This is a genomic window from Gemmobacter sp. (genome assembly GCF_046292685.1).
Lineage (GTDB): Bacteria > Pseudomonadota > Alphaproteobacteria > Rhodobacterales > Rhodobacteraceae > Wagnerdoeblera.
The window spans coordinates 25,523-44,118 of the sequence record NZ_JBKBQM010000024.1; the positions used below are offsets into that span (position 1 = coordinate 25,523).

An 18,596-nucleotide genomic window follows, 5' to 3' on the forward strand; every position below is an offset into this window, starting at 1 on the left:
CGCACGCGGCAAAGCGGTGCTGGAAAATCCTTCGGCCTGCGTATATGGGATGACCGAAGGCCCCGCGGCCTCTTGCACAGGATGTTCCATGTCCGCCGACGTCGTGCCGCCCACGGCACCCAATCTCTACGATGCCGAACCGATCCCGCCTGCCGCCATGGCCGAGATCGAACGCCTGCTCGCAACCGGCGACCTGTTTCGCTACACCGCCCCCGAAGGCGCCCCGGTGGCGCGGCTGGAGGCCGAGTTCGCCGAACTGATGGGCGTGCGCTATGCGCTGGCGGTGTCGTCCTGCTCGGCCGCGCTGTTCCTGGCGCTGCGGGCGCTCGACCTGCCGGCCGGCTCGCGGGTGCTGGTGCCGGCCTTCACCTTTGCCGCGGTGCCTTCGGCGGTGGTGCATGCCGACTGCGTTCCGGTGCTGGTCGAGGTGGACGATACCCTGCGCGTGGACATGGCCGATTTCGCGGCCAAGCTCGACGGTGCCGCGGCGGTGATGATCAGCCACATGCGCGGGCATACCTCGGACATGGATGCCATCATGGCGCTGTGCGACGCCCGCGGCATCCCGGTGATCGAGGATGCGGCGCATTCGCTGGGCACCACCTGGGCCGGGCGCAAGATCGGCACCATCGGCCGGATCGGCGCGTTCAGCTTTCAGTCCTACAAGCTGGTGAACGCCGGCGAAGGCGGCATGTTCGTGACCGACGACCCCGAGCTTGCGGCACGGGCGGTCATCATGTCGGGGGCCTACGAATACAACTGGAAAAAGCACCCCGGGCTGCAGAACAGCTTTCACCACTGGCAAAATCGCCTGCCGCTTTACAACATGCGCATGCAGAACCTGTCGGCCGCGGTGATCCGGCCGCAACTGCCGCTGGTGGCCGAACGGGTGGCACAGGGCCGGGCAAACCACGACCGCATGGCCGCGCGGCTGGACGCGACGCCGCATTTCGCCGTGCCGCCCGCCTTGCCGCCCGAGGAACGCGCCCCCGATTCGATCCAGTTCCGCCTGCGTGGCGACTGGTCCGACGAGCAGGCCCGCCGGTTCGAGGCGGCGTCGAAACGCCGCGGCGCCGCTGCGCAGGTCTTTGGCCTGTCGCCGGACAATGCCCGGGCGTTCTGGAACTGGAAGTTTCTGGGCGACGCGCCCGAACTGCCGCTGACGCGCGCGATGCTGATGCGCACCTGCGACCTGCGCCTGCCGGCGCGCCTGAAGGCGCGCGAAGTCGATTTTCTGGCCGACGCGCTGATCTCCGCCGCCGAAGAAGCCCGCGCTGCCGCCTGATGCGGCGCGCGGCCCCTGCGGTCAGAGCCTGGACAGCTTGGCCTGAAGATCGGCCAGTTGCTTCTTGATCTCGGCCAGTTCCTCGCGTGCGCCACCGTCTTCGCTGTCGTCGCGGGCCTTGGCGGCGCCGGCCGGCCAGCCGGCCATCATCGTCTTCATGAAGGCCTCCTGCTGGCGCTTCATCGCGTCGAAACCGGGCATGGCCGTGATCGGGTTGGGGAAGGCGCCGATGTTTTCCATCACCTTCGACTGGCCTTCGCGCAGCATCTCGAAGCTGGCGGCCAGGAACTGCGGCACCACGCTTTGCACCTCGGTGGTGTAGCTGCGCACGAGGTCGGTCAGCACGTTGATCGGCAGCACCGAGTCGCCTTTGGATTCATGCTCGGCGATGATCTGCAACAGATACTGCCGGGTCAGGTCGTCGCCGGATTTCAGGTCCACGATGGTCACGTCGCGGCCCGCACGGATGAAGCCGGCAATATCCTCAAGCGTCACGTAGTCGGAGGTTTCGGTGTTGTAGAGCCGCCGGCTGGCATAACGCTTGATCAGCAGCGGCTTGTCGGTATCGGCCATCGGTCCCCCCTTTGGTGCGGTGCGCGCCTGCAAAGCCTATGCCAGCGCAGCACAAAAGGAAAGCGCTTGCCGCGCATGCAAAAGGCGGGCCTGAAAGGCCCGCCTTTTCGTCCGGTGCGCCCCCGCGAGGGGAGGGGAAGGGGGCGCCCGGACCAGCCGGTTGCCCGGAACTCACTTCGCCGCGGTGGCAACTTTCTTCGCCACGGTGGTCACTTCGGCGGTGGCCTTCTTCACGGCGGCGGTCGCGTCTTCCGACAGGTCCTTGCCGGCGGCCAGCATCAGCTCGACGGTTTCCATCTGCACCTTCTTGGCCACTTCGGCGAAGGCGGCCATGTTCTCGGCGGCCATTTCGGCAGCGGCCGACGCGAAGTCGGTGGCGGCCTTGGTGTATTCGGCGGCGTCATGCTTGGCCTTGGTCACGTCGCCCAGCTTGGCCAGCGCGTCCTTGGTCCACTTGGCGGTGATCTCGGTCGACTTCTCGGCGGCTTCCAGGGCCACCTTCGACATCTTTTCGGCCAGCGCGGCCTGGGTCTTGAACGCTTCCTGCATCGCGGCGTTGTCCACCGGGAACGAAGCCATCATGTCCTGCATCATCTTGGTGAAATCGTTGGTCTTGGCCATCTGTCTATCTCCTGATCGCGAGGGGTCGCTTCCCCGTCCTGCGCATGCATTCCATATACATGCTGCGATGCAGCATTACAAGCGGAACATTGCTGCAACGCAGAGTGATCTTTCCGTAACGTCACCGTGATCCGGCCCAACAAAACAAGGGCGCGCGGGCGGCACCGTGCCATCCCGCGCGCCAGGGGTTCGCCCTGTGGTTGTGCCTCAGTCGCGGCGGCGCAGCACGTAAGTGCCCGGTGCGGCGCACAAAACCGGGTAATCCGGGTGGCTTCCCGGTTGCCGCGCGGCCACCTTGGCGCCCGAGCGCCTGGCCAGCCATTCGCCCCAGCGCGGCCACCACGACCCCTTGGTGTAGGTTGCGCCTTGCAGCCAGTCGTCGGGCGTCAGCTCGGACATCGGCGCGTCGTTGGTGTAGTGGCCGTATTTGTCCTTGCCCGGCGGATTGACGATGCCGGCGATGTGGCCCGATTCGGACATGATGAAGGTCTTGTCCTTCGACCCGTACCGCCGCAACCCGTTGAAGCTGGCCTTCCACGCGGCGATGTGATCGGTTTCGCACCCCACGGCGCAGATCGGGATGCGGATGTCGGCAGGGCTGACGGGTTCGCCATCGACCAGATAGGTGCCCTGGGCGAAACGGTCCTGCTGGCAAAGCCCGCGCAGGTATTCGACCGCCATTTTCGCCGGCAGGTTGGTGCCATCGCCGTTCCAGTATAGCAGGTCGAAGGCGGGCGGCGCCTCGCCCAGCATGTAGCTGCGGATTGCGGGCTGGAAGATCAGGTCGTTCGAGCGCAGGAAGCTGAAGGTGCGCGCCATGATCTTGCTGGACAGAAAGCCCTTGTCGGCCACTTCGCGTTCGATCCCGCCGATGAAATCGTCGGTCAGGAACGGCGCGAATTCGCCCTGGTCGGAAAAGTCCGACAGCATGGTGAAGAATGTGGCCGACTTGATCGAAGGGTCGCCGCGCCGGGCCATCATCGCCAGCGTCAGGCTCAGGGTCGTGCCGGCGATGCAGTAGCCGATGGTGTTGACCTTGTCTTCGCCAGTGATCGCCTTCACGGCGTCCAGCGCCTCGAGGTAGCCTTCCTTGATGTAATCGTCCATGCCGAAGTCGGCATAGGTTTCGTCGGGGTTCTTCCAGCTGACGACGAACAGGGTGAAGCCCTGATCGACGATCCACTTGATGAGGCTGTTCTGCGGCTTGAGGTCGAGGATGTAGAACTTGTTGATCCAGGGCGGAAAGATCAGCAGCGGCGTGCGGTGCACCTTGTCGGTGCTCGGCGTGTACTGGATCAGTTCGAGGATGCGGTTGCGGAACACCACCGAACCGGGTGTCGCGCCGATGTTGACCCCGACCTTGAACGCCTCCGGGTCCGACAGGGTGACCAGCAGTTCGCCGTCGTTCGCCTCGATGTCGCGGATCAGGTTTTCCAGCCCCTTGACCAGCGATTCCCCTTCGGTCTGCACCGCGCGTTCCAGCGCATCGGGGTTGGTGCCGAAAAAGTTGGTCGGCGCCATCATGTCGATGATCTGGCGGGTAAAGTATTCCACCCGGTTGCGGTCGTTGGCATCCAGATGATCCAGCGAGCCGACCGATTGCCGGATCGCCTCGGCGTTCAGCAGGTATTGCTGCTTGATGAAGTTGAAATAGGGGTGCGTGTCCCACAGCGGGTTGGAAAACCGCCGGTCCCTGGGGCCCGGGTCGGGGGGGGCTGCGAGCTTGCCCTGGGCCAGCACGGTCTGCGCTTCGGCATAGTGTTTCAGCGTCTTGCCCCACCAGCCGACCTGCTGCTCGATCACTTTGGCGGGGTTCTTCGCGACTTCCTGCATCCAGGCGGCGGCCGAGCGCAGAAAGATGTTGGGGTCGGGCGCATCCAGCGCCGGGTCGTGGGCCTGTTTGCGGGCAAGGGCGGCAACCAGGCGTTGTGAAAGCTGCTCGATCCGTTGCAGGTTCGCCTGCATCTGCGCGGACGGTGCCTTGGGCACGCTTTCATCAGTTGCCATGTAAACTATTCCCCCCTATTTTGCCTTTGCAGCATAGCGTCGCCTGACTGGGGGGGAAGCGACGAAGATGCCGGGGCCCCTCCCGGGCAAGGAGACGACATGAAGTATATGGCCACCTACGACCTGATGGAAGCCACTCGCAACACGAACGAGTGGCTGGGCGCCTCTGCCAGGGCCTTTGCCTCTTATCCGATCTGGGGGCTTGTGCCGCACCCGGCCTTCAAGCTGATGTCGGCCTGGGGCCGCGTGACCGAGCGCAGCTTTGCGCGCATGGTCATCAAGCCCGACTGGGGCATCCGGTCGGTCGTTGGCGAAGACGGGCGCGACCATCTGGTCAACGTCGAAATTGCGGTGCGCAAGCCTTTCGGCGATCTGATCCACTTCAAGGTGCCAAACCGGGCGCCGCGGGCGCGCAAGGTGATGCTGGTTGCGCCTATGTCCGGTCACTATGCCACCCTCTTGCGGTCTACCGTTGCCAGCCTGCTGCCCGATTGCGAAGTCTATGTCACCGATTGGCACAATGCGCGTGACATTCCGGTTTCGGCCGGCAAGTTCGATGTCGAGGATTACACGCTGTATCTGGTGGAATTCATGCGCCACCTCGGCCCCGATACGCATGTCATTGCCGTGTGCCAGCCGGCGCCGCTGACGCTCGCGGCCACCGCCTATCTGGCCGCCGAAGACCCGGACGCCCAACCGCGCAGCCTGACGCTGATCGGCGGCCCGATCGACCCCGAGGCCGCGGCGACTGAGGTCACCGATTTCGGCCGCAGCGTGACTATGGGGCAACTGGAACACCTGGCCATCCAGCGCGTTGGCTTCAAATATGCCGGGGCAGGGCGGCTGGTCTATCCGGGGCTCTTGCAACTGGCGGGTTTCATGTCGATGAACTCGGACCGCCACCTGAAGGCCTTTACCGACAAGATCATCGCCGCCGCCAAGGGCACCGACAGCGAACGCGATGCCCACAACGTGTTCTACGACGAATACCTTGCCGTGATGGACATGACGGCAGAGTTCTACCTTTCCACGGTCGAACGCATCTTCAAGAAGCGCGAAATCGCGCGGAACGATTTTGTCGTGGCCGGGAAGAAGGTCGACATCGGCGCCATCACCTCGGTCGCGGTCAAGACGGTCGAAGGCGCCAACGACGACATATCGGCGCCGGGCCAGTGCGTGGCCGCGCTGAAACTGTGCACCGGCCTGCCCGATTCGAAAAAGGCCAGCCATCTGGAACCGGGGGCCGGGCACTATGGCATCTTTGCCGGCAAAAGCTGGCGCAACAACATCCGCCCGCTGGTGCTGAGCTTCATCGACGCCAACTCGGCCCCGCCGAAGAAGCCGGCCAAGCTGCAAGCCGTGTAAGGGAAAGGTGGCGCGGGCCGGCAAGGCCCGCGCTACAGCCAACCGGCCCAAGCGATGATCCGGTCGGCAGCCGCTTGCGTCATGCCGGGCGAACGGATGTCGCCGGCGATGACATGGGCTTCCTCGTCCATGCCTTCGCGCCAAGGCCAGCTTTCGCGCGATACCGGCCCGCCCCAGCGCGCAGCCACCGCCTCGGCCGCGGCCGGGCTGACCACGACGTGGTCGGGCGAGTTCAGCACCAGCAGCGGCACCTTGACGGCGCCGGGGTCCGCTGCCCGCGCCGCCCGCATCACATGCGCCATCGGGAACAGCGCGGCGGTCGGATAGCGCGTGGTCCAGTAGCGGCCATGCGCCTCGTTGCGCGGGGTCTACGCGCGTTCTGCCCCGATCAGCAGCGGCACAAAGGCCGGCGCCCCGGGCAGGTCCAGAATGATGTTGTTCAGCGCCGAGGCCAGCCGGAAGTTGGGCGAAACGAACACGACACCGGCTACCTTTTCCATCGCCGGCATGGCGGCGCGCAACGCAGGCGTCCCCAGCCCCGCCAGCGTGACCGCTGCCCCCGTCGATGTGCCGATGACCACCACCCGGTCGCCGATGCGCGCTCCGATGGCCAGCGCTTCGGCCAGGTCCACCATCCGGTCGGCCGCGCTGGCCTGCGCCATCGCCGCACCGCCCCGCCCGTGCCCCGCAAGCCGGGTTAAATACAAGTTGGCCCCCAGCGTCGCCGCCGCCTTGTCGGGCACCGGGCGGATTTCCTCGGAGGTGGCGGAAAACCCGTGCACATAGACCAGCGCGAGCGGCGTCCTTTCCCCGGTCGCACCGGCCCAGACGATGCGCTTTTGCGTGCCGGGCACGATGTCGGCAAATACTGATTCCCGCTGCGCCAGCCAGCCGTCCAGATCCTCGGGCAGGGCAGCGGCATCGAAGGCTGGCGGCGCAACTGCCACCTCGCGCGGCCAGGCCCACAAGGCAAACGCCAGCACTGCCACCGCCAGCAGCGCCCGCCCCAGCCATTTTCCCAAGCTGCGCATCATGCCCCTCCGACCTGCGCCAGAACATCCTCCAGCGCCGTTTCGATCATGCGCAGACATTCCGATGTCGAAAAGCGGTGATCGGCGCCCTTGACCAGCGTCAGGCGCAGGTCGGGCGAGTCGGTGTGGTCCAGCAAGCGCAAGGCGACCGTCGGCGGCACGTCGGCATCGGCGGTGCCCTGCAGCAGCCGCACCGGAAAAGGCAGCCGCAGCGGCGCCCGCAGCACCAGGTGGTTCCGCCCGTCCTCGATCAGCCGGCGGGTGATGACATAAGGTTCGTCGGAATATTCCGACGGCAGCGCCACCCGGCCGGTCGCCGCCAGCTCGGCACGCTGCGCGGCATCGAAGCCGGCCCACATGCTGTCTTCGGTAAAGTCCGGCGCCGCGGCAATGCCGACCAGGCCCGCGACGCGCGCGGGCAAGGCGCGGGCGGTCAGCAGCGAAATCCAGCCGCCCATCGAAGACCCGACCAGCACCTGCGGCCCTTCGGTCAGGGCCGATATGGCGGCAACGGCATCTTCGGCCCAATCCCCGATGCAGCCGTCCAGAAAATCGCCCGAGCTTTCGCCATGCCCCGAATAGTCGAACCGCAGGAAGGCCCGGTCCTGCCGTTCCGCCCAGCCTTGCAGCGCCAGGGCCTTGGTTCCGCCCATGTCCGACCGGAAGCCACCCAGAAACACCACCCCCGGCCCGCGCCCCGCCGTGCGATGAAAGGCGATCCGCCGCCCTTGCGGCGTCGTAAGGTGCTGGGTCATGCGCTGCATATCCTGTCGTTTCGGTCCGGTCGGATGAGGGGCAGCCTAGGGCAGGGCCGCCGCGCCGCCAAGAGGTGCCGACACACCCGGGCTGCGAGGCGCGCTGCCGGCCGCTTCGGCCAACGGATGCCGACGGTTTTGCCGGGGGGCTTGGGGCGGACCGCGTTTTGTGGCATGTTGGGTGCCCATCAGACACGAGGACGTTGCCATGACCCGTCACATCGCCGACCGTCGCCTGCCCTCGACCGGGGACAAGACCCGGGCCTTCCTCGACATTGCGCGCAAGGAAACGCCGCACCCCGCCGTCGTGGCGCTGACCCGCCAGCCGCGCGGCCCGCGCAATGGGGAAAAGACGACGCAATTCCTACGGATCGAACGCGGGCAAACCGCTTGATCCGTCATGCGGATGCCAAGTTCCGGGCGTAAGCGGGCGCCAGCGACGGAGGAACCGATGCGGCGCAAGACCATGCCCCGACCCTATGCCACGCAACCCGGCCTGCGGGCCTTCTGGGCCTTTGCCCGGCGCGAAGTGGCGCAGACCGAACCTGTCCGGGTCGAGGTGATGCGCCGCCGCCTGGCCCGCCTGGCCCGGCGGCAGCGCCCCCTCAGGGCGGCCTGAGGCGCGGCGCCCGTGCCCGGGCGCCGCCCCCATGTTCAGCTGCGCACCAGCTTTTCGTAGGCGTCGGACACGTCGCGCGTCAGTTGCCCGACCTGGAAATGGTGGTCGCCGATCTGGCCCACCGGGGTCACCTCGGCTGCCGTGCCGGTCAGCCAGCACTGCTGAAAGGTTGGCAGTTCTTCCGGCAGGATGTGGCGTTCGTGCACCGTCAGGCCCATGTCGCGCAGCATCCCGATGATGGTCTGGCGCGTGATGCCGTTCAGGATGCAGTCGGGCAGGGGGGTATGCACCTCGCCATCGCGGACGAAGAACACGTTGGCGCCGGTCGCCTCGGCCACATAGCCGCGATAGTCGTAGAACAGCGCGTCCGAGCAACCCTTGGCCATCGCCGCGTGCTTCGACATGGTGCAGATCATGTAAAGGCCCGAAGCCTTGGCCGCCGTCGGAATGGTTTCCGGCGAAGGCCGCTTCCACTTGGCGATATCCAGCTTGGCGCCCTGCCACTTGGCATCGCCGTAATAGGCCCCCCATTCCCACGCGGTCACCGCCATCCGCACCGGGTTGCGGTTGGCCGCCACCCCCATGTCATCGCCCGAGCCGCGCCAGGCCAGCACCCGCACATAGGCATCGGTAAAGCCATTGGCCGCCAGCGTCGCGCGCTTGGCCTCCTCGATCTGGTCGACGGTATAGGGGATCGGCATGTCGATCATCTCGCCCGACCTCAGCAGCCGCTCGGAGTGTTCGCGGCTCTTGAAAATCTTGCCGTTGTAGCAGCGTTCCCCCTCGAACACCGAGGATGCGTAGTGCATGGCATGGGTCAGGATGTGCACCTTGGCATCGCGCCAGTCCACCAGCGTGCCGTCCATCCAGATCTTGCCGTCGCGGTCGTCGTATGAACCCGACATGAAAGCCCCTCCCTTGCAGGGTTTGCGAAAGTTGCGCACGACGGGTCCGGGCAGGATACGATCTTGCGCCAATACGCTGACGGGTTACCGATTCGGGGTTGGAAAGTCAACAAGGCTGACATAAAATCGGGCTTGGCCGGAACAGAGGGCAAGGGCATGGACAAGGGCGCCGGGCCGGGCAGCAACGAAACGTTGCTGTTCCTGACCGATGAGCAGCTGCGCAAGGGGATCGAGGCGATGTTCTTCGCCTATCGCGGCTTTACTGCCGACCCGGACCGCATCCTGGAACAGCGCGGCTATGGCCGGGCGCATCACCGCGCCGTGCACTTCATCCACCGCGCGCCGGGCACCACGGTGAACAACCTGCTGTCGATCTTGGGCGTCACCAAGCAAAGCCTGAACCGGGTGCTGCGCAGCCTGATCGAGGATGGCCTCGTCGAAAGCCGCATCGGGCGCGAGGACAAGCGCGAACGCCACCTTTACCTGACCCCGGCCGGGGCCGAGCTGGAACGGGCACTGTCCGATGCGCAGCGCGCGCGGATGCGCGCGGCCTATCGTGCCGCCGGGCCCGCCGCGGTCGCCGGTTTTCGCCAGGTGCTGGAGGCGATGATGGATGCCGAACAGAGGGCCCAGTTCCAGTCGCTGCGCGACGGGGGCTCGGCATGACCGACGCCGCCCCCCTGCACCTGCTGGTCGTGGACGACGACGACCGCATCCGCGGCCTGCTGCAGAAGTTCCTGATCCGCAACGGCTATCTCGTCTCGGCGGTGCCCGATGCCGCCCGCGCCCGCCGCCTGCTGGCCGGACTCGACTTCGACCTGATCGTGCTGGACGTGATGATGCCGGGCGAAGACGGCATCGCCTTGACCCGCGCCTTGCGCGACCGCGGCCAGATGGTGCCCATCCTGCTGCTGACCGCCCGCGGCGAAACCGAAAACCGCATCGACGGGCTCGAGGCCGGCGCCGACGACTACCTCGTCAAACCGTTCGAGCCGCGCGAACTGCTGCTGCGCATCAACGCCATCCTGCGGCGCGTGCCGCAACCGCTCAAGGCGCCGGCGGCGGTATCGCGCCACCTCGCGCTCGGCCCCTTGCGCTACGACGTCGATCGGGCAGAGTTGTGGCAAGGCGACCAGCCGGTCCGGCTGACCACCACCGAAATCGCACTGATGCGCATCTTTGCCGCCCGCGCGGGCGAGGTCGTGGGCCGCGACCGGCTTGTGGCCGAACTGGGCGGCGAGGCCGGGCAAGCCAGCGAACGCGCCGTGGATGTCCAGGTCACGCGCCTGCGCCGCAAGATCGAGGCCGATCCGCGGCAACCGCGCTATCTGCAAACCGTGCGCGGCGAAGGCTACCGGCTGGCGCCGGACTGACGGTTGCCCCTTCACCTTGACCCAAATATCCCGGGGTGAACTGGCCGCAGGCCAGGAGGGGCAGAGCCCCTGCCTTCAGCGAGGGCTCACGCCGCGCAGCCGCTCCGACCGCCGCCGCAACAGCTCCACCGCCGTCAGCAGGCCGATCGAGACCACCACCAGGATCGTCGCCACCGACAGGATGGCCGGGCTGATCTGTTCGCGGATGCCGTTCCACATCTGGCGCGGAATCGTCTGCTGGTCATGCGCGGCCACGAACAGCACCACCACCACCTCGTCGAACGAGGTGACAAAGGCGAACAGCGCCCCCGAGATCACGCCCGGCAGGATCAGCGGCATGGTGATGCGGAAAAACGCCATCGTCGGCGGCGCGCCAAGGCTGGCGGCGGCGCGCGTCAGCGAATGGTCGAAGCCCACCAGCGTGGCCGTCACGGTGATGATGACAAAAGGGATCCCCAGCGTGGCATGGGCGAGGATCACCCCGACATAGCTGTTGGCCAGCCCCGTCATCGAATAAAAGAAGAACAGCCCCGTCGCGGTGATGATGAGCGGCACGATCATCGGCGACAGCAGCACCGCCATGATGGCGCGCCGATACGGCATCTCGGGCCGCGACAGGCCCAGTGCCGCCACCGTGCCCAGCACCGTGGCCAGCAGCGTCGAGAAAGCCCCGATGATGATCGAATTCTTCGCCGCGTTCACCCAGGTCGCGTTGCGCCAGACATCGCCCCACCAGGCCGCATCGCGCGGCGCCTCGGGCGCCTGCATCCCGAAGGTCAGCAGCAGGTCGTACCAGCGCAGGCTGTAACCGTCGGGGTCCAGCGCCAGCATCTTTTCGGTAAAGGTGAAATAGGGCTCGGCGTTGAACGACAGCGGAATCACGATCAGGATCGGCGCGACGAGAAACAGGAACACCAGCGCGCAGATCGCGCGGAAGGCCCAATACCAGATCCGTTCCAGCGGTGTGGCATAGCTTGGCAAGGCCATGGTGCGCCCCTACCGGCCGGGGGCGGGGGCGCCCTCGCCCCCCCGGGATACGAGAAAACAGACGATGTCCTGTCGCATCGGCTCAGCCCAGCTTCATGTTGTCGATCCCGATCAGACGGTCGTACAGCCAGTAGAGGATCAGCACCGCGCCCAGCAGCAGTGCCGCGATGGCGGCCGCCAGCGACCAGTTGGATTTCGACATGTGGAAAGCGATCATGTTCGAGATCAGCTGCCCCGAGGCCCCGCCCACCAGCGCAGGAGTGATGTAATAGCCCACCGCCAGAATGAACACCAGCATGGCGCCGGCCGCGATTCCGGGGATGGTCTGGGGGAAATAGACGCGGCGAAAGGCGCACCAGCTCGAGGCGCCCAGGCTGCGCGCCGCCCGCACGTAGGACGGCGGAATCGGCCGCATCACCGAGTAAAGCGGCAGGATCATGAAGGGCAGCAGGATATGGGTCATCGCGACGATGGTGCCGGCCTGGTTGTAGATCATCTGCAACCGGCCTTCCTCGGTCAGGATGCCCGTGGCCACCAGCACGTTGTTGACCACGCCTTGCCCTTGCAACAGCACGATCCACGATGTCGTGCGTACCAGCAGCGAGGTCCAGAACGGCAGCAACACCAGGATCATCAGCAGGTTCGACGTCCGCAGCGGCAACACCGCCAGCAGATGCGCCACCGGATAGCCCAGCACCAGCGTCAGCACCATGATGATCGCCGACAACAGGAAGGTGCGTTCGAACAGCATCAGATAGACGCGGTTTTCCGGCGCAACACGCTCGATGCTTCCATCGGGGTTGCGCTGCAGGTCGAGCGCGGTGAGGTAGAAGTTCGGCGTGATCGCGCTGGACGACCCGCGCATCGCCTCCCACACGCGCGGGTCGCCCCAAAGCGCGTTCTCGGCCAGCAATGCCTCGCGGTAGGGGGGCTCCAGCCGGTCGGCGCCGCGCGCGGTCGAGGTGAACAGCGACCGCGTGCCCGACAGGTCGTAGTTGACCCTTGTGCCGATCTCGCCGGCGGTCTTGTCGATGCGCGCCTGCTTCAGGTCGGCGGCCAGCGCGGCAAAGGCGGCCTCGTCGGGGGCGGTGCCGCGCGGGTTGGCGGCGAACCATGCCGATAGCTGCGGCATGTTGCGCGAAAAGCCGTCGTGATGCACCGAGCGGAACAGCATCTGCCCTATCGGTGCCACGAAGGTGATCAGGATGAACAGCAAGAGCGGCGCCACCAGCAGGAAGGCACGCCATTTGGCGCGTCGCTGCGCCTGCGCCAGCGCAGACTTCAGCGGGCGGCCATCGGCGGTACTGAGTGCCGCCGCAGCGCTTGCCGTGGTCTCTGCCATCCCGGGCCCTCGCGGTCGTCGTCGAGCAGGCGCGGGGCGATCGCCGCGCCTGCCCCGGTTGGGGTCAGTTCGCGGCCAGCCAGGCGTTGAACCGTTCGTTCAGTTCGCTGTCGCGGTCGGCCCAGAAGTCCAGCGACGAGGCCAGCGCGTTGGTCAGGTTTTCGGCGGTGGTGGGCAGATGCGGGCCCATCGGCACCTTGCCTTCGTTGCGGAACGTGCCGACCAGCGGGCCCGAGGAATGCCGCGGCGGGCCATAGCTGATGAAGTTGGCGGCGGCGGCCAGCGGCTCGGTCGAGGTCGAGAACTTCACGAACTCCAGTGCCGCGTCCTTGTTCGGGGCACCCTTGGGAATGACCCAGCCTTCCCATTCGAAGACCTGCCCATCCCACATGATCTCGAACGGCTTGTTGTCGGCCATCGCGGCGTTGAAGATGCGCCCGTTCCAGGCCATCGTCATCACCACTTCGCCATCGGCCAGCAGTTGCGGCGGCTGGGCGCCGGCCTCCCACCAGACCGCGTCGGCCTTGATCGTCGACAGCTTGGCAAAGGCGCGGTCCACGCCTTCGGGCGTTTCGAGCAGGGCATAGACCTCGCCCGCCGGCACGCCATCGGCCATCAGCGCCATTTCCAGCGTCACCTTGGCGCCCTTCTTCAGCCCGCGCTTGCCGGGAAACTTCGCGGTGTCGAAGAAATCGGCGATGGACTTGGGCCCGCCATTCGGAAACTTGGTGGTGTCGTAGGCGATGACGGTGGAAAACACGTCGGTCGGGATCATGCAATCCGACAGCGTGCCGGCGATGAAGTCTTCGGTGGCCGGCGTGCCATCGGGGGCCGGCGGCAAGGTGCTGGCGTCGATGGTTTCGACCAGGCCTTCGTCGCACAGCCGCACGGCATCGGCGATTTCCACCGATGCGACATCGACCGAGACGTTCTTCGCCTCGACCTGCGCCTTGATCGGGGTGGCGGGGTTGTCGGCATCGACCGAAACCACGGCGATGCCGGTCTTGGCGGTGAAGGGTTTGTGATAGGCTTCGACCTGGCTGGCGGTGTAGGCGCCGCCCCAGCCCATCACGGTGATCTGCTGGGCCGCGGCCGGCAAGGCCGCCAGACCCGCCAGGGCGGTGGTCAGGATCAGAACTCGTTTCATCGCAGTCTCCCGTGTTGGTGGTTGTGGTTGTCGGTAAATTCGGATGTCGGGCGGCCCCCGGTCAGGTCGGGTCCAGCGCGCGGGCATCCTGCGGCACCCAGCCGATGCGGATTCTTTCGCCCGGTTGCAGCCGCCTCTGGCCTTGCGCATTGCGCGACTTCATCACGAAGTCGTCGCGCCCCGCGACCCGCAGCCGGGTGCGGAAGATGTCGCCCATATAGATGAACTCCAGCACCTCGGCCTCCAGCGTGTGCGCACCGGGCGGCATCAGCTCGGGCTTGAACTCGACCCGTTCGGGGCGCACCGAAACCAGCGTCTGCTGCCCCTTGCGGCTGATGTTCACCGGCGTCGCGTCGATGAGCTCGCCGTTTTCCAGCCGCACCAGCGCGCGGTCGCCGCTGATATCCTCGATCGTGCCGGGCAGGCGGTTGTTTTCGCCGATGAAGCCGGCGACAAAGCTGTTGGCGGGTCGTTCGTAAAGCTCGTCCGGCGGGGCAAGCTGCTGGATGCGGCCGTCGTTGAACACCGCGACGCGGTCCGACATGGTCAGCGCCTCGCCCTGGTCGTGGGTGACATAGACCACGGTGATGCCGAGGTTTTCGTGCAGATGCTTGATTTCGAACTGCATGTGCTCGCGCAACTGTTTGTCCAGCGCGCCAAGCGGTTCGTCCATCAGCACCAGCTCGGGTTCGAACACCAGCGCCCGGGCCAGCGCGATGCGCTGCTGCTGCCCGCCCGACAACTGCGCGGGGCGGCGGTTGGCGAAGGCGCCCATCTGCACCATGTCGAGCGCGCGGGCGATCTTGGCTTCGCGCTCGGCCTTGCCGATCCCGCGCACCTCCAGCGGAAAGGCCAGGTTTTCGCCCACGGTCATGTGCGGAAACAGCGCATAGTTCTGGAACACCATCCCGATGCCGCGCTTGTGCGGCGGCACCTGGTTGATCGGTCGGCCGGCCAGACGGATTTCGCCGCTTGTGGCGGTTTCGAAGCCGGCCAGCATCATCAGGCAGGTGGTCTTGCCGCTGCCGGAGGGGCCGAGCATGGTCAGGAACTCGCCCTTGCCGATGGACAGGTTCAGATCCTTCACCACCAGCGTGGCGCCATCATAGCTTTTCTGCACGCGCTCGAATTGAACGAACGCCGCATCCTCATGCGGTCCGGCCAATCGGCTCTCCCTGACTTCGGCAGTATCCTGCACTCTTGTTGGGTTCAGTAAACGCCGCGCAAACGGGGTTTGCAACCCCTTCCTGCGGATTGTGGCGCCCTTTTGCTGCATTGCCGCATCGCTGCGGAACCCGCCGGGGACGTTCCGTCCCCGGACCCCTGGAGGATATTTGAACAAGGTGAAAGGCAGGGCGCCGCTGCCGGAACATCCGGTCCCCGGCCCTGCTTTCACCTTGCCAAAATATCCCGGGGGGATTGGCCGCAGGCCAAGGGGGGCAGCGCCCCCCCCCCTTTGCCGGGATGGGGCCGGGGCGGCGGTCAGCCGCGGCGCGACCGCACCATGCCGACGATGTCGAACACCTCTTCCAGGATCGGCCTTGCGATGGCATCGGCGCGTTCGGCGCCGCGGGCCAGCAGGCGGTCGATTTCGGCCGGGTCCTGCATCAGGCGGCTCATTTCCGCCGAAATGGGCGACAGCACCGAAACGGCCAGATCCGCCAGCGCCGGCTTGAACACGCCAAAGCCCTTGCCGCCGAAATCCGCCAGCACCTGCGACGGGGTGGTGCCGGCCAGGGCGGCATAGATGTTCACGAGGTTGCGCGCCTCGGCCCGGCCTTCGAGGCCTTCGGGGGTATCTGGCAGCGGCTCGGGGTCGGTCACGGCGCGTTTGAGCTTTTTCGCGATCGCATCGGCATCGTCGGTCATGTTGATGCGGCTGGCATCCGAAGGGTCGGATTTCGACATTTTCTTCGTACCGTCGCGCAGCGACATCACCCGGGTGGCGGCGCCTTCGATCACCGGGATGGTCAGAGGGAAACAGTCCACCTTGAAGTCGTGGTTGAACTTGGCGGCGATGTCGCGGGTCAGCTCGACATGCTGTTTCTGGTCTTCGCCGACCGGCACATGGGTGGCGCGATAGACCAGGATGTCGGCCGCCATCAGGGCCGGGTAGGCGTAGAGCCCCAGCGAGGAGTTTTCGGCATTCTTGCCGGCGGTCTTGTCCTTGAACTGGGTCATGCGGTTCATCCAGCCCAGCCGCGCGACGCAGTTGAAGATCCAGCCCAGTTCGGCATGGGCCGAAACCTGGCTCTGGTTGAACAGGATCGACCGTTCCGGGTCGATCCCGCTGGCCAGATAGCCTGCCGCCAGTTCGCGTGTGGCGTGGCGCAGCCGTTCGGGATCCTGCCAGACGGTGATCGCGTGCATGTCGACGATGCAGTAGATCGACTCGATGCCTTCGTTCTGCTTCTCGACGAACCGCTTCAAGGCACCCAGATAGTTGCCCAGCGTCAGCCCGCCCGAAGGCTGGATGCCCGAAAAGATGCGGGTCGGGTAGGTTCTGGCGGGTGCAGCGGCGTTCATCGGGGCCTCCGGGGCTGGAAAAGGCAACGCCGGCGGCGTATCGCTGGCGGTGCCCCACGTCAAGGACAGACCCATGCAGGATCGCCCCTACGGCACCGAACCGCCGCTGAACCCCTTGCCGCCCGTGGTCTGGGCGCTGGCCATGCCGATCATCGTGCTGGAAGGGGTGCTGCAACTGGCCGATGCCGGCATCCTGGGCGGGGCGCAAGGCGTGGGCTGGCGGATGACGGTGCTGACGCGCATGGCCTTTTCGCCCGAACAGCTGGTCTGGATGTGGGAAACCCGCCGGTTCCTGCCGCAGGATCTGGTGCGGCTGCTGGCCTACCCGTTCGTCCACGTGGGCCTTGCGCATGCCGCCTTTGTCGTGGTCTTCGTGCTGGCGCTGGGCAAGTTCGTGGGCGAGGTGTTCCGCCCCGTGGCGCTGGCGTTGCTGTTTCTTGGCTCGTCCGTCGGTGCGGCGGTCATCTATGCGGCCACCGGGCAGACGGTGGCGCTGGTGGGCGGATACCCCGGCGCCTTCGGGCTGATCGGGGCCTTCAGCTTTCTGCTCTGGTTGCGGCTGGGCGCGACCGGGGGCGCAAGCTGGCGGGCCTTCAGCCTGATCGGCATGTTGATGGCGGTTCGGCTGGTGTTCGGGCTGCTGTTCGGGTCGGACCCGACCTGGATTGCCGATCTGGCCGGGTTCGCGGTGGGGTTCGGCTTGTCGTTCCTGCTGGTGCCGGGGGGGCCGGCGCGGCTGATCGCGCATCTGCGCGACCGCTGAGCCCGAGACGCGCGCGCTCAGCACGCATCGGCAAAGGGGTCGCCGCGGGCATCCACCGCGCCGCCGGTGCGGCCTTCTGCCAGCCGCAGCGCCAGGGCCGCGGCGTCGGGGCGCGCCGGGCGCACCGTCGCCCGCGCGGCAGCGAACAGGTCGTCCTCATGCCAGGGCGATGCCAGCGCCTCGGCCAGCGCGACCATGCGAAAGCGCAGCGGAGCCCCGGCCTGGATCACCCGCGGCAGGTCGGCGGGGTGGATCGCGGCGATGCGCGGGTAGCCGCCGGTCGTCTGGCATTCGGGGCCCAGCACCACGGGGGCGCCGTCGCCGGTCATCTGGATGTCGCCCGTCTGCGCGGGTTCCGAAGGCAGGCCCAGGTGGCCGGTTGCCGCAAACGGCGGCCCATCCCACAGCAACCGTTGCCCCTGGCGGTTGCCGCGCGCGTCGCGGACAAAAGGCGTTGCCAGGAACCGCGCCAGCACCTCGGGCGCGAAAAGCGCGGTTTGCGGGGTGGGCAGCAGCCGGATGGTTCCGCCGGCACAGCGTGCAGGGTCGGGCAGCAGGTGGTCGGGGCGGTCGGGCGCGGGGTCGCCACCGACCGGCAAGCGGTCGCCCGGCCGCAGCGGGCGCCCGATCCGGGCGGCCAGATGCGCCGCGCGGCTGCCCAGAAAGGGCACGGTCGCAACGCCGCCGGCCACCGACAGATAGCCATAGACCCCATCCTGCACCGCAGCCAGTTCCAGCACCTCGCCAGGGGCCAGCCGGTGGCTGGCGTTCCACGCGAGCCGCCGATCGCCAACGCGCGCCGCCATCGGCGCCCCGGTCAGCGCGATGCGCAAGGGGCGCGTGGCGCGGAACCGCCCTCCCATCACGGCCAGTTCCAGCGCGGCGAGGTCGGCCGCCTGACCCAGCAGTGCCGCACCTTCCAGCAGCGCCAGCCGGTCGGCCGCGCCGCCACGCGACAATCCGCGTGCCGCATGGCCCGGCCGGCCGGCATCCTGCACCGTCACCGAGGGGCCGGCGCCCAGCACCTCGAGCATTGTAACTCCTCCACTCATCGGGCGTCACCTTTGCTATGGTGGGGTTTCGATAGCCGGGAGAGGGTCGCCGTTTTAGTTTCGAGGCGCTGTCCTCGAGCGTGAGGTTGGCGCCCTCGACCGGCGTTCCGGGCTCGAACGGTATCCTGGGGCTGGCGCGCTTTCCCTGTCCCCGCTTGTACAAGGCTGAGCGTGGACGTCGGTTTCGAGGCTCCCCGGTCCGAACAAGGGAGGGAAGGATGTTTGCCGGGATCGATGTTGCCTCC

The 18,596-nt window shown here is 66.9% G+C and carries 20 protein-coding genes; 7 read left to right on the forward strand and 13 right to left on the reverse strand.

Features of this window, described 5'->3' with window-relative positions; genetic code table 11:
- The first annotated feature begins 88 nt into the window (after positions 1-88).
- Positions 89-1,285 carry a DegT/DnrJ/EryC1/StrS family aminotransferase gene (locus ACK4S2_RS08615; protein ID WP_409622985.1) on the forward strand — a complete coding sequence of 399 codons (1,197 nt, stop codon included), beginning with the start codon at positions 89-91 and terminating at the stop codon, positions 1,283-1,285.
- A gap of 21 nt (positions 1,286-1,306) precedes the next feature.
- Here ACK4S2_RS08615 and phaR read toward each other — a convergent pair whose 3' ends face one another.
- From phaR to ACK4S2_RS08630, 3 genes are all read right to left on the reverse strand, one after another.
- On the reverse strand, positions 1,307-1,858 hold the full coding sequence (gene phaR, locus ACK4S2_RS08620) for a polyhydroxyalkanoate synthesis repressor PhaR (RefSeq protein ID WP_409622988.1): 552 nt from the start codon (positions 1,856-1,858) through the stop codon (positions 1,307-1,309).
- 171 nt (positions 1,859-2,029) lie between these two features.
- Positions 2,030-2,479, reverse strand: coding sequence for a Phasin (locus tag ACK4S2_RS08625; RefSeq protein ID WP_409622990.1), 450 nt, complete (start codon positions 2,477-2,479; stop codon positions 2,030-2,032).
- Positions 2,480-2,686: 207 nt separating this feature from the next.
- On the reverse strand, positions 2,687-4,486 hold the full coding sequence (locus ACK4S2_RS08630; RefSeq protein ID WP_409622993.1) for a PHA/PHB synthase family protein: 1,800 nt from the start codon (positions 4,484-4,486) through the stop codon (positions 2,687-2,689).
- A 99-nt stretch (positions 4,487-4,585) separates the two neighbouring features.
- Between ACK4S2_RS08630 and phaZ the strand changes: the two genes are divergently transcribed.
- Positions 4,586-5,851 carry a polyhydroxyalkanoate depolymerase gene (phaZ, locus tag ACK4S2_RS08635; RefSeq protein WP_409622996.1) on the forward strand — a complete coding sequence of 422 codons (1,266 nt, stop codon included), beginning with the start codon at positions 4,586-4,588 and terminating at the stop codon, positions 5,849-5,851.
- Positions 5,852-5,883: 32 nt separating this feature from the next.
- Here phaZ and ACK4S2_RS08640 read toward each other — a convergent pair whose 3' ends face one another.
- The 3 genes from ACK4S2_RS08640 to ACK4S2_RS08650 all read right to left on the reverse strand — a co-directional run bounded on the left by ACK4S2_RS08640 (position 5,884) and on the right by ACK4S2_RS08650 (position 7,637).
- Positions 5,884-6,153, reverse strand: a complete 270-nt coding sequence (locus tag ACK4S2_RS08640) for a hypothetical protein (RefSeq protein ID WP_409622998.1) — start codon at positions 6,151-6,153, stop codon at positions 5,884-5,886.
- A 66-nt stretch (positions 6,154-6,219) separates the two neighbouring features.
- Complete coding sequence (locus ACK4S2_RS08645; RefSeq protein WP_409623001.1) at positions 6,220-6,885, reverse strand: alpha/beta hydrolase; 666 nt, start codon at positions 6,883-6,885, stop codon at positions 6,220-6,222.
- Complete coding sequence (locus tag ACK4S2_RS08650) at positions 6,882-7,637, reverse strand: alpha/beta hydrolase (RefSeq protein ID WP_409623004.1); 756 nt, start codon at positions 7,635-7,637, stop codon at positions 6,882-6,884. The genes ACK4S2_RS08645 and ACK4S2_RS08650 overlap by 4 nt, the downstream gene beginning before the upstream one ends.
- 208 nt (positions 7,638-7,845) lie before the next feature.
- Here ACK4S2_RS08650 and ACK4S2_RS08655 point away from each other — a divergent pair, with 208 nt between their 5' ends.
- Positions 7,846-8,031, forward strand: coding sequence for a hypothetical protein (locus tag ACK4S2_RS08655; RefSeq protein WP_409623007.1), 186 nt, complete (start codon positions 7,846-7,848; stop codon positions 8,029-8,031).
- Between the two features lie 57 nt (positions 8,032-8,088).
- The gene (locus tag ACK4S2_RS08660) at positions 8,089-8,256 is read left to right on the forward strand and encodes a hypothetical protein (protein WP_409623010.1); all 168 of its coding nucleotides are present in this window, start codon (positions 8,089-8,091) and stop codon (positions 8,254-8,256) included.
- Between the two features lie 35 nt (positions 8,257-8,291).
- Here ACK4S2_RS08660 and ACK4S2_RS08665 read toward each other — a convergent pair whose 3' ends face one another.
- Entirely contained in the window at positions 8,292-9,161 is an 870-nt protein-coding gene (locus ACK4S2_RS08665; protein WP_409623013.1) for a branched-chain amino acid aminotransferase, read from the reverse strand.
- Positions 9,162-9,317: 156 nt separating this feature from the next.
- Between ACK4S2_RS08665 and ACK4S2_RS08670 the strand changes: the two genes are divergently transcribed.
- Positions 9,318-9,827, forward strand: coding sequence for a MarR family winged helix-turn-helix transcriptional regulator (locus tag ACK4S2_RS08670; RefSeq protein WP_409623016.1), 510 nt, complete (start codon positions 9,318-9,320; stop codon positions 9,825-9,827).
- On the forward strand, positions 9,824-10,534 hold the full coding sequence (locus ACK4S2_RS08675) for a response regulator (RefSeq protein ID WP_409623019.1): 711 nt from the start codon (positions 9,824-9,826) through the stop codon (positions 10,532-10,534). The genes ACK4S2_RS08670 and ACK4S2_RS08675 overlap by 4 nt, the downstream gene beginning before the upstream one ends.
- Before the next feature lie 75 nt (positions 10,535-10,609).
- On the opposite strand, the gene ACK4S2_RS08680 is transcribed toward ACK4S2_RS08675, so the two are convergent.
- From ACK4S2_RS08680 to trpS, 5 genes are all read right to left on the reverse strand, one after another.
- On the reverse strand, positions 10,610-11,521 hold the full coding sequence (locus ACK4S2_RS08680; RefSeq protein ID WP_409623022.1) for an ABC transporter permease: 912 nt from the start codon (positions 11,519-11,521) through the stop codon (positions 10,610-10,612).
- Between the two features lie 82 nt (positions 11,522-11,603).
- Positions 11,604-12,863 (reverse strand): ABC transporter permease, encoded by a 1,260-nt coding sequence (locus ACK4S2_RS08685; protein ID WP_409623025.1) that lies wholly within the window; start codon positions 12,861-12,863, stop codon positions 11,604-11,606.
- A 64-nt stretch (positions 12,864-12,927) separates the two neighbouring features.
- The gene (locus tag ACK4S2_RS08690; RefSeq protein ID WP_409623028.1) at positions 12,928-14,010 is read right to left on the reverse strand and encodes an ABC transporter substrate-binding protein; all 1,083 of its coding nucleotides are present in this window, start codon (positions 14,008-14,010) and stop codon (positions 12,928-12,930) included.
- Positions 14,011-14,071: 61 nt separating this feature from the next.
- Positions 14,072-15,175 (reverse strand): ABC transporter ATP-binding protein, encoded by a 1,104-nt coding sequence (locus ACK4S2_RS08695; RefSeq protein ID WP_409623031.1) that lies wholly within the window; start codon positions 15,173-15,175, stop codon positions 14,072-14,074.
- A gap of 317 nt (positions 15,176-15,492) precedes the next feature.
- The gene (gene trpS / locus ACK4S2_RS08700) at positions 15,493-16,536 is read right to left on the reverse strand and encodes a tryptophan--tRNA ligase (protein ID WP_409623034.1); all 1,044 of its coding nucleotides are present in this window, start codon (positions 16,534-16,536) and stop codon (positions 15,493-15,495) included.
- Positions 16,537-16,609: 73 nt separating this feature from the next.
- Here trpS and ACK4S2_RS08705 point away from each other — a divergent pair, with 73 nt between their 5' ends.
- On the forward strand, positions 16,610-17,299 hold the full coding sequence (locus ACK4S2_RS08705) for a rhomboid family intramembrane serine protease (protein WP_409623038.1): 690 nt from the start codon (positions 16,610-16,612) through the stop codon (positions 17,297-17,299).
- 17 nt (positions 17,300-17,316) lie between these two features.
- On the opposite strand, the gene ACK4S2_RS08710 is transcribed toward ACK4S2_RS08705, so the two are convergent.
- Positions 17,317-18,333, reverse strand: coding sequence for a biotin-dependent carboxyltransferase family protein (locus tag ACK4S2_RS08710; RefSeq protein ID WP_409623041.1), 1,017 nt, complete (start codon positions 18,331-18,333; stop codon positions 17,317-17,319).
- Positions 18,334-18,596 lie beyond the last annotated feature (263 nt).

Excerpts from the sequence above, each read along its gene's own strand:
- ACK4S2_RS08625 (WP_409622990.1), bottom strand. The coding sequence starts at position 2,479 with ATGGCCAAGACCAACGATTTCACCAAGATGATGCAGGACATGATGGCT.
- ACK4S2_RS08655 (WP_409623007.1), top strand. The coding sequence starts at position 7,846 with ATGACCCGTCACATCGCCGACCGTCGCCTGCCCTCGACCGGGGACAAG.
- trpS (WP_409623034.1), bottom strand. The coding sequence starts at position 16,536 with ATGAACGCCGCTGCACCCGCCAGAACCTACCCGACCCGCATCTTTTCG.
- ACK4S2_RS08645 (WP_409623001.1), bottom strand. The coding sequence starts at position 6,885 with ATGATGCGCAGCTTGGGAAAATGGCTGGGGCGGGCGCTGCTGGCGGTG.
- ACK4S2_RS08650 (WP_409623004.1), bottom strand. The coding sequence starts at position 7,637 with ATGACCCAGCACCTTACGACGCCGCAAGGGCGGCGGATCGCCTTTCAT.
- phaZ (WP_409622996.1), top strand. The coding sequence starts at position 4,586 with ATGAAGTATATGGCCACCTACGACCTGATGGAAGCCACTCGCAACACG.
- ACK4S2_RS08630 (WP_409622993.1), bottom strand. The coding sequence starts at position 4,486 with ATGGCAACTGATGAAAGCGTGCCCAAGGCACCGTCCGCGCAGATGCAG.
- ACK4S2_RS08640 (WP_409622998.1), bottom strand. The coding sequence starts at position 6,153 with ATGGCGCATGTGATGCGGGCGGCGCGGGCAGCGGACCCCGGCGCCGTC.
- ACK4S2_RS08615 (WP_409622985.1), top strand. The coding sequence starts at position 89 with ATGTCCGCCGACGTCGTGCCGCCCACGGCACCCAATCTCTACGATGCC.
- ACK4S2_RS08710 (WP_409623041.1), bottom strand. The coding sequence starts at position 18,333 with ATGCTCGAGGTGCTGGGCGCCGGCCCCTCGGTGACGGTGCAGGATGCC.
- ACK4S2_RS08690 (WP_409623028.1), bottom strand. The coding sequence starts at position 14,010 with ATGAAACGAGTTCTGATCCTGACCACCGCCCTGGCGGGTCTGGCGGCC.
- ACK4S2_RS08665 (WP_409623013.1), bottom strand. The coding sequence starts at position 9,161 with ATGTCGGGTTCATACGACGACCGCGACGGCAAGATCTGGATGGACGGC.
- ACK4S2_RS08685 (WP_409623025.1), bottom strand. The coding sequence starts at position 12,863 with ATGGCAGAGACCACGGCAAGCGCTGCGGCGGCACTCAGTACCGCCGAT.
- ACK4S2_RS08680 (WP_409623022.1), bottom strand. The coding sequence starts at position 11,521 with ATGGCCTTGCCAAGCTATGCCACACCGCTGGAACGGATCTGGTATTGG.
- ACK4S2_RS08670 (WP_409623016.1), top strand. The coding sequence starts at position 9,318 with ATGGACAAGGGCGCCGGGCCGGGCAGCAACGAAACGTTGCTGTTCCTG.
- phaR (WP_409622988.1), bottom strand. The coding sequence starts at position 1,858 with ATGGCCGATACCGACAAGCCGCTGCTGATCAAGCGTTATGCCAGCCGG.
- ACK4S2_RS08675 (WP_409623019.1), top strand. The coding sequence starts at position 9,824 with ATGACCGACGCCGCCCCCCTGCACCTGCTGGTCGTGGACGACGACGAC.
- ACK4S2_RS08660 (WP_409623010.1), top strand. The coding sequence starts at position 8,089 with ATGCGGCGCAAGACCATGCCCCGACCCTATGCCACGCAACCCGGCCTG.
- ACK4S2_RS08705 (WP_409623038.1), top strand. The coding sequence starts at position 16,610 with ATGCAGGATCGCCCCTACGGCACCGAACCGCCGCTGAACCCCTTGCCG.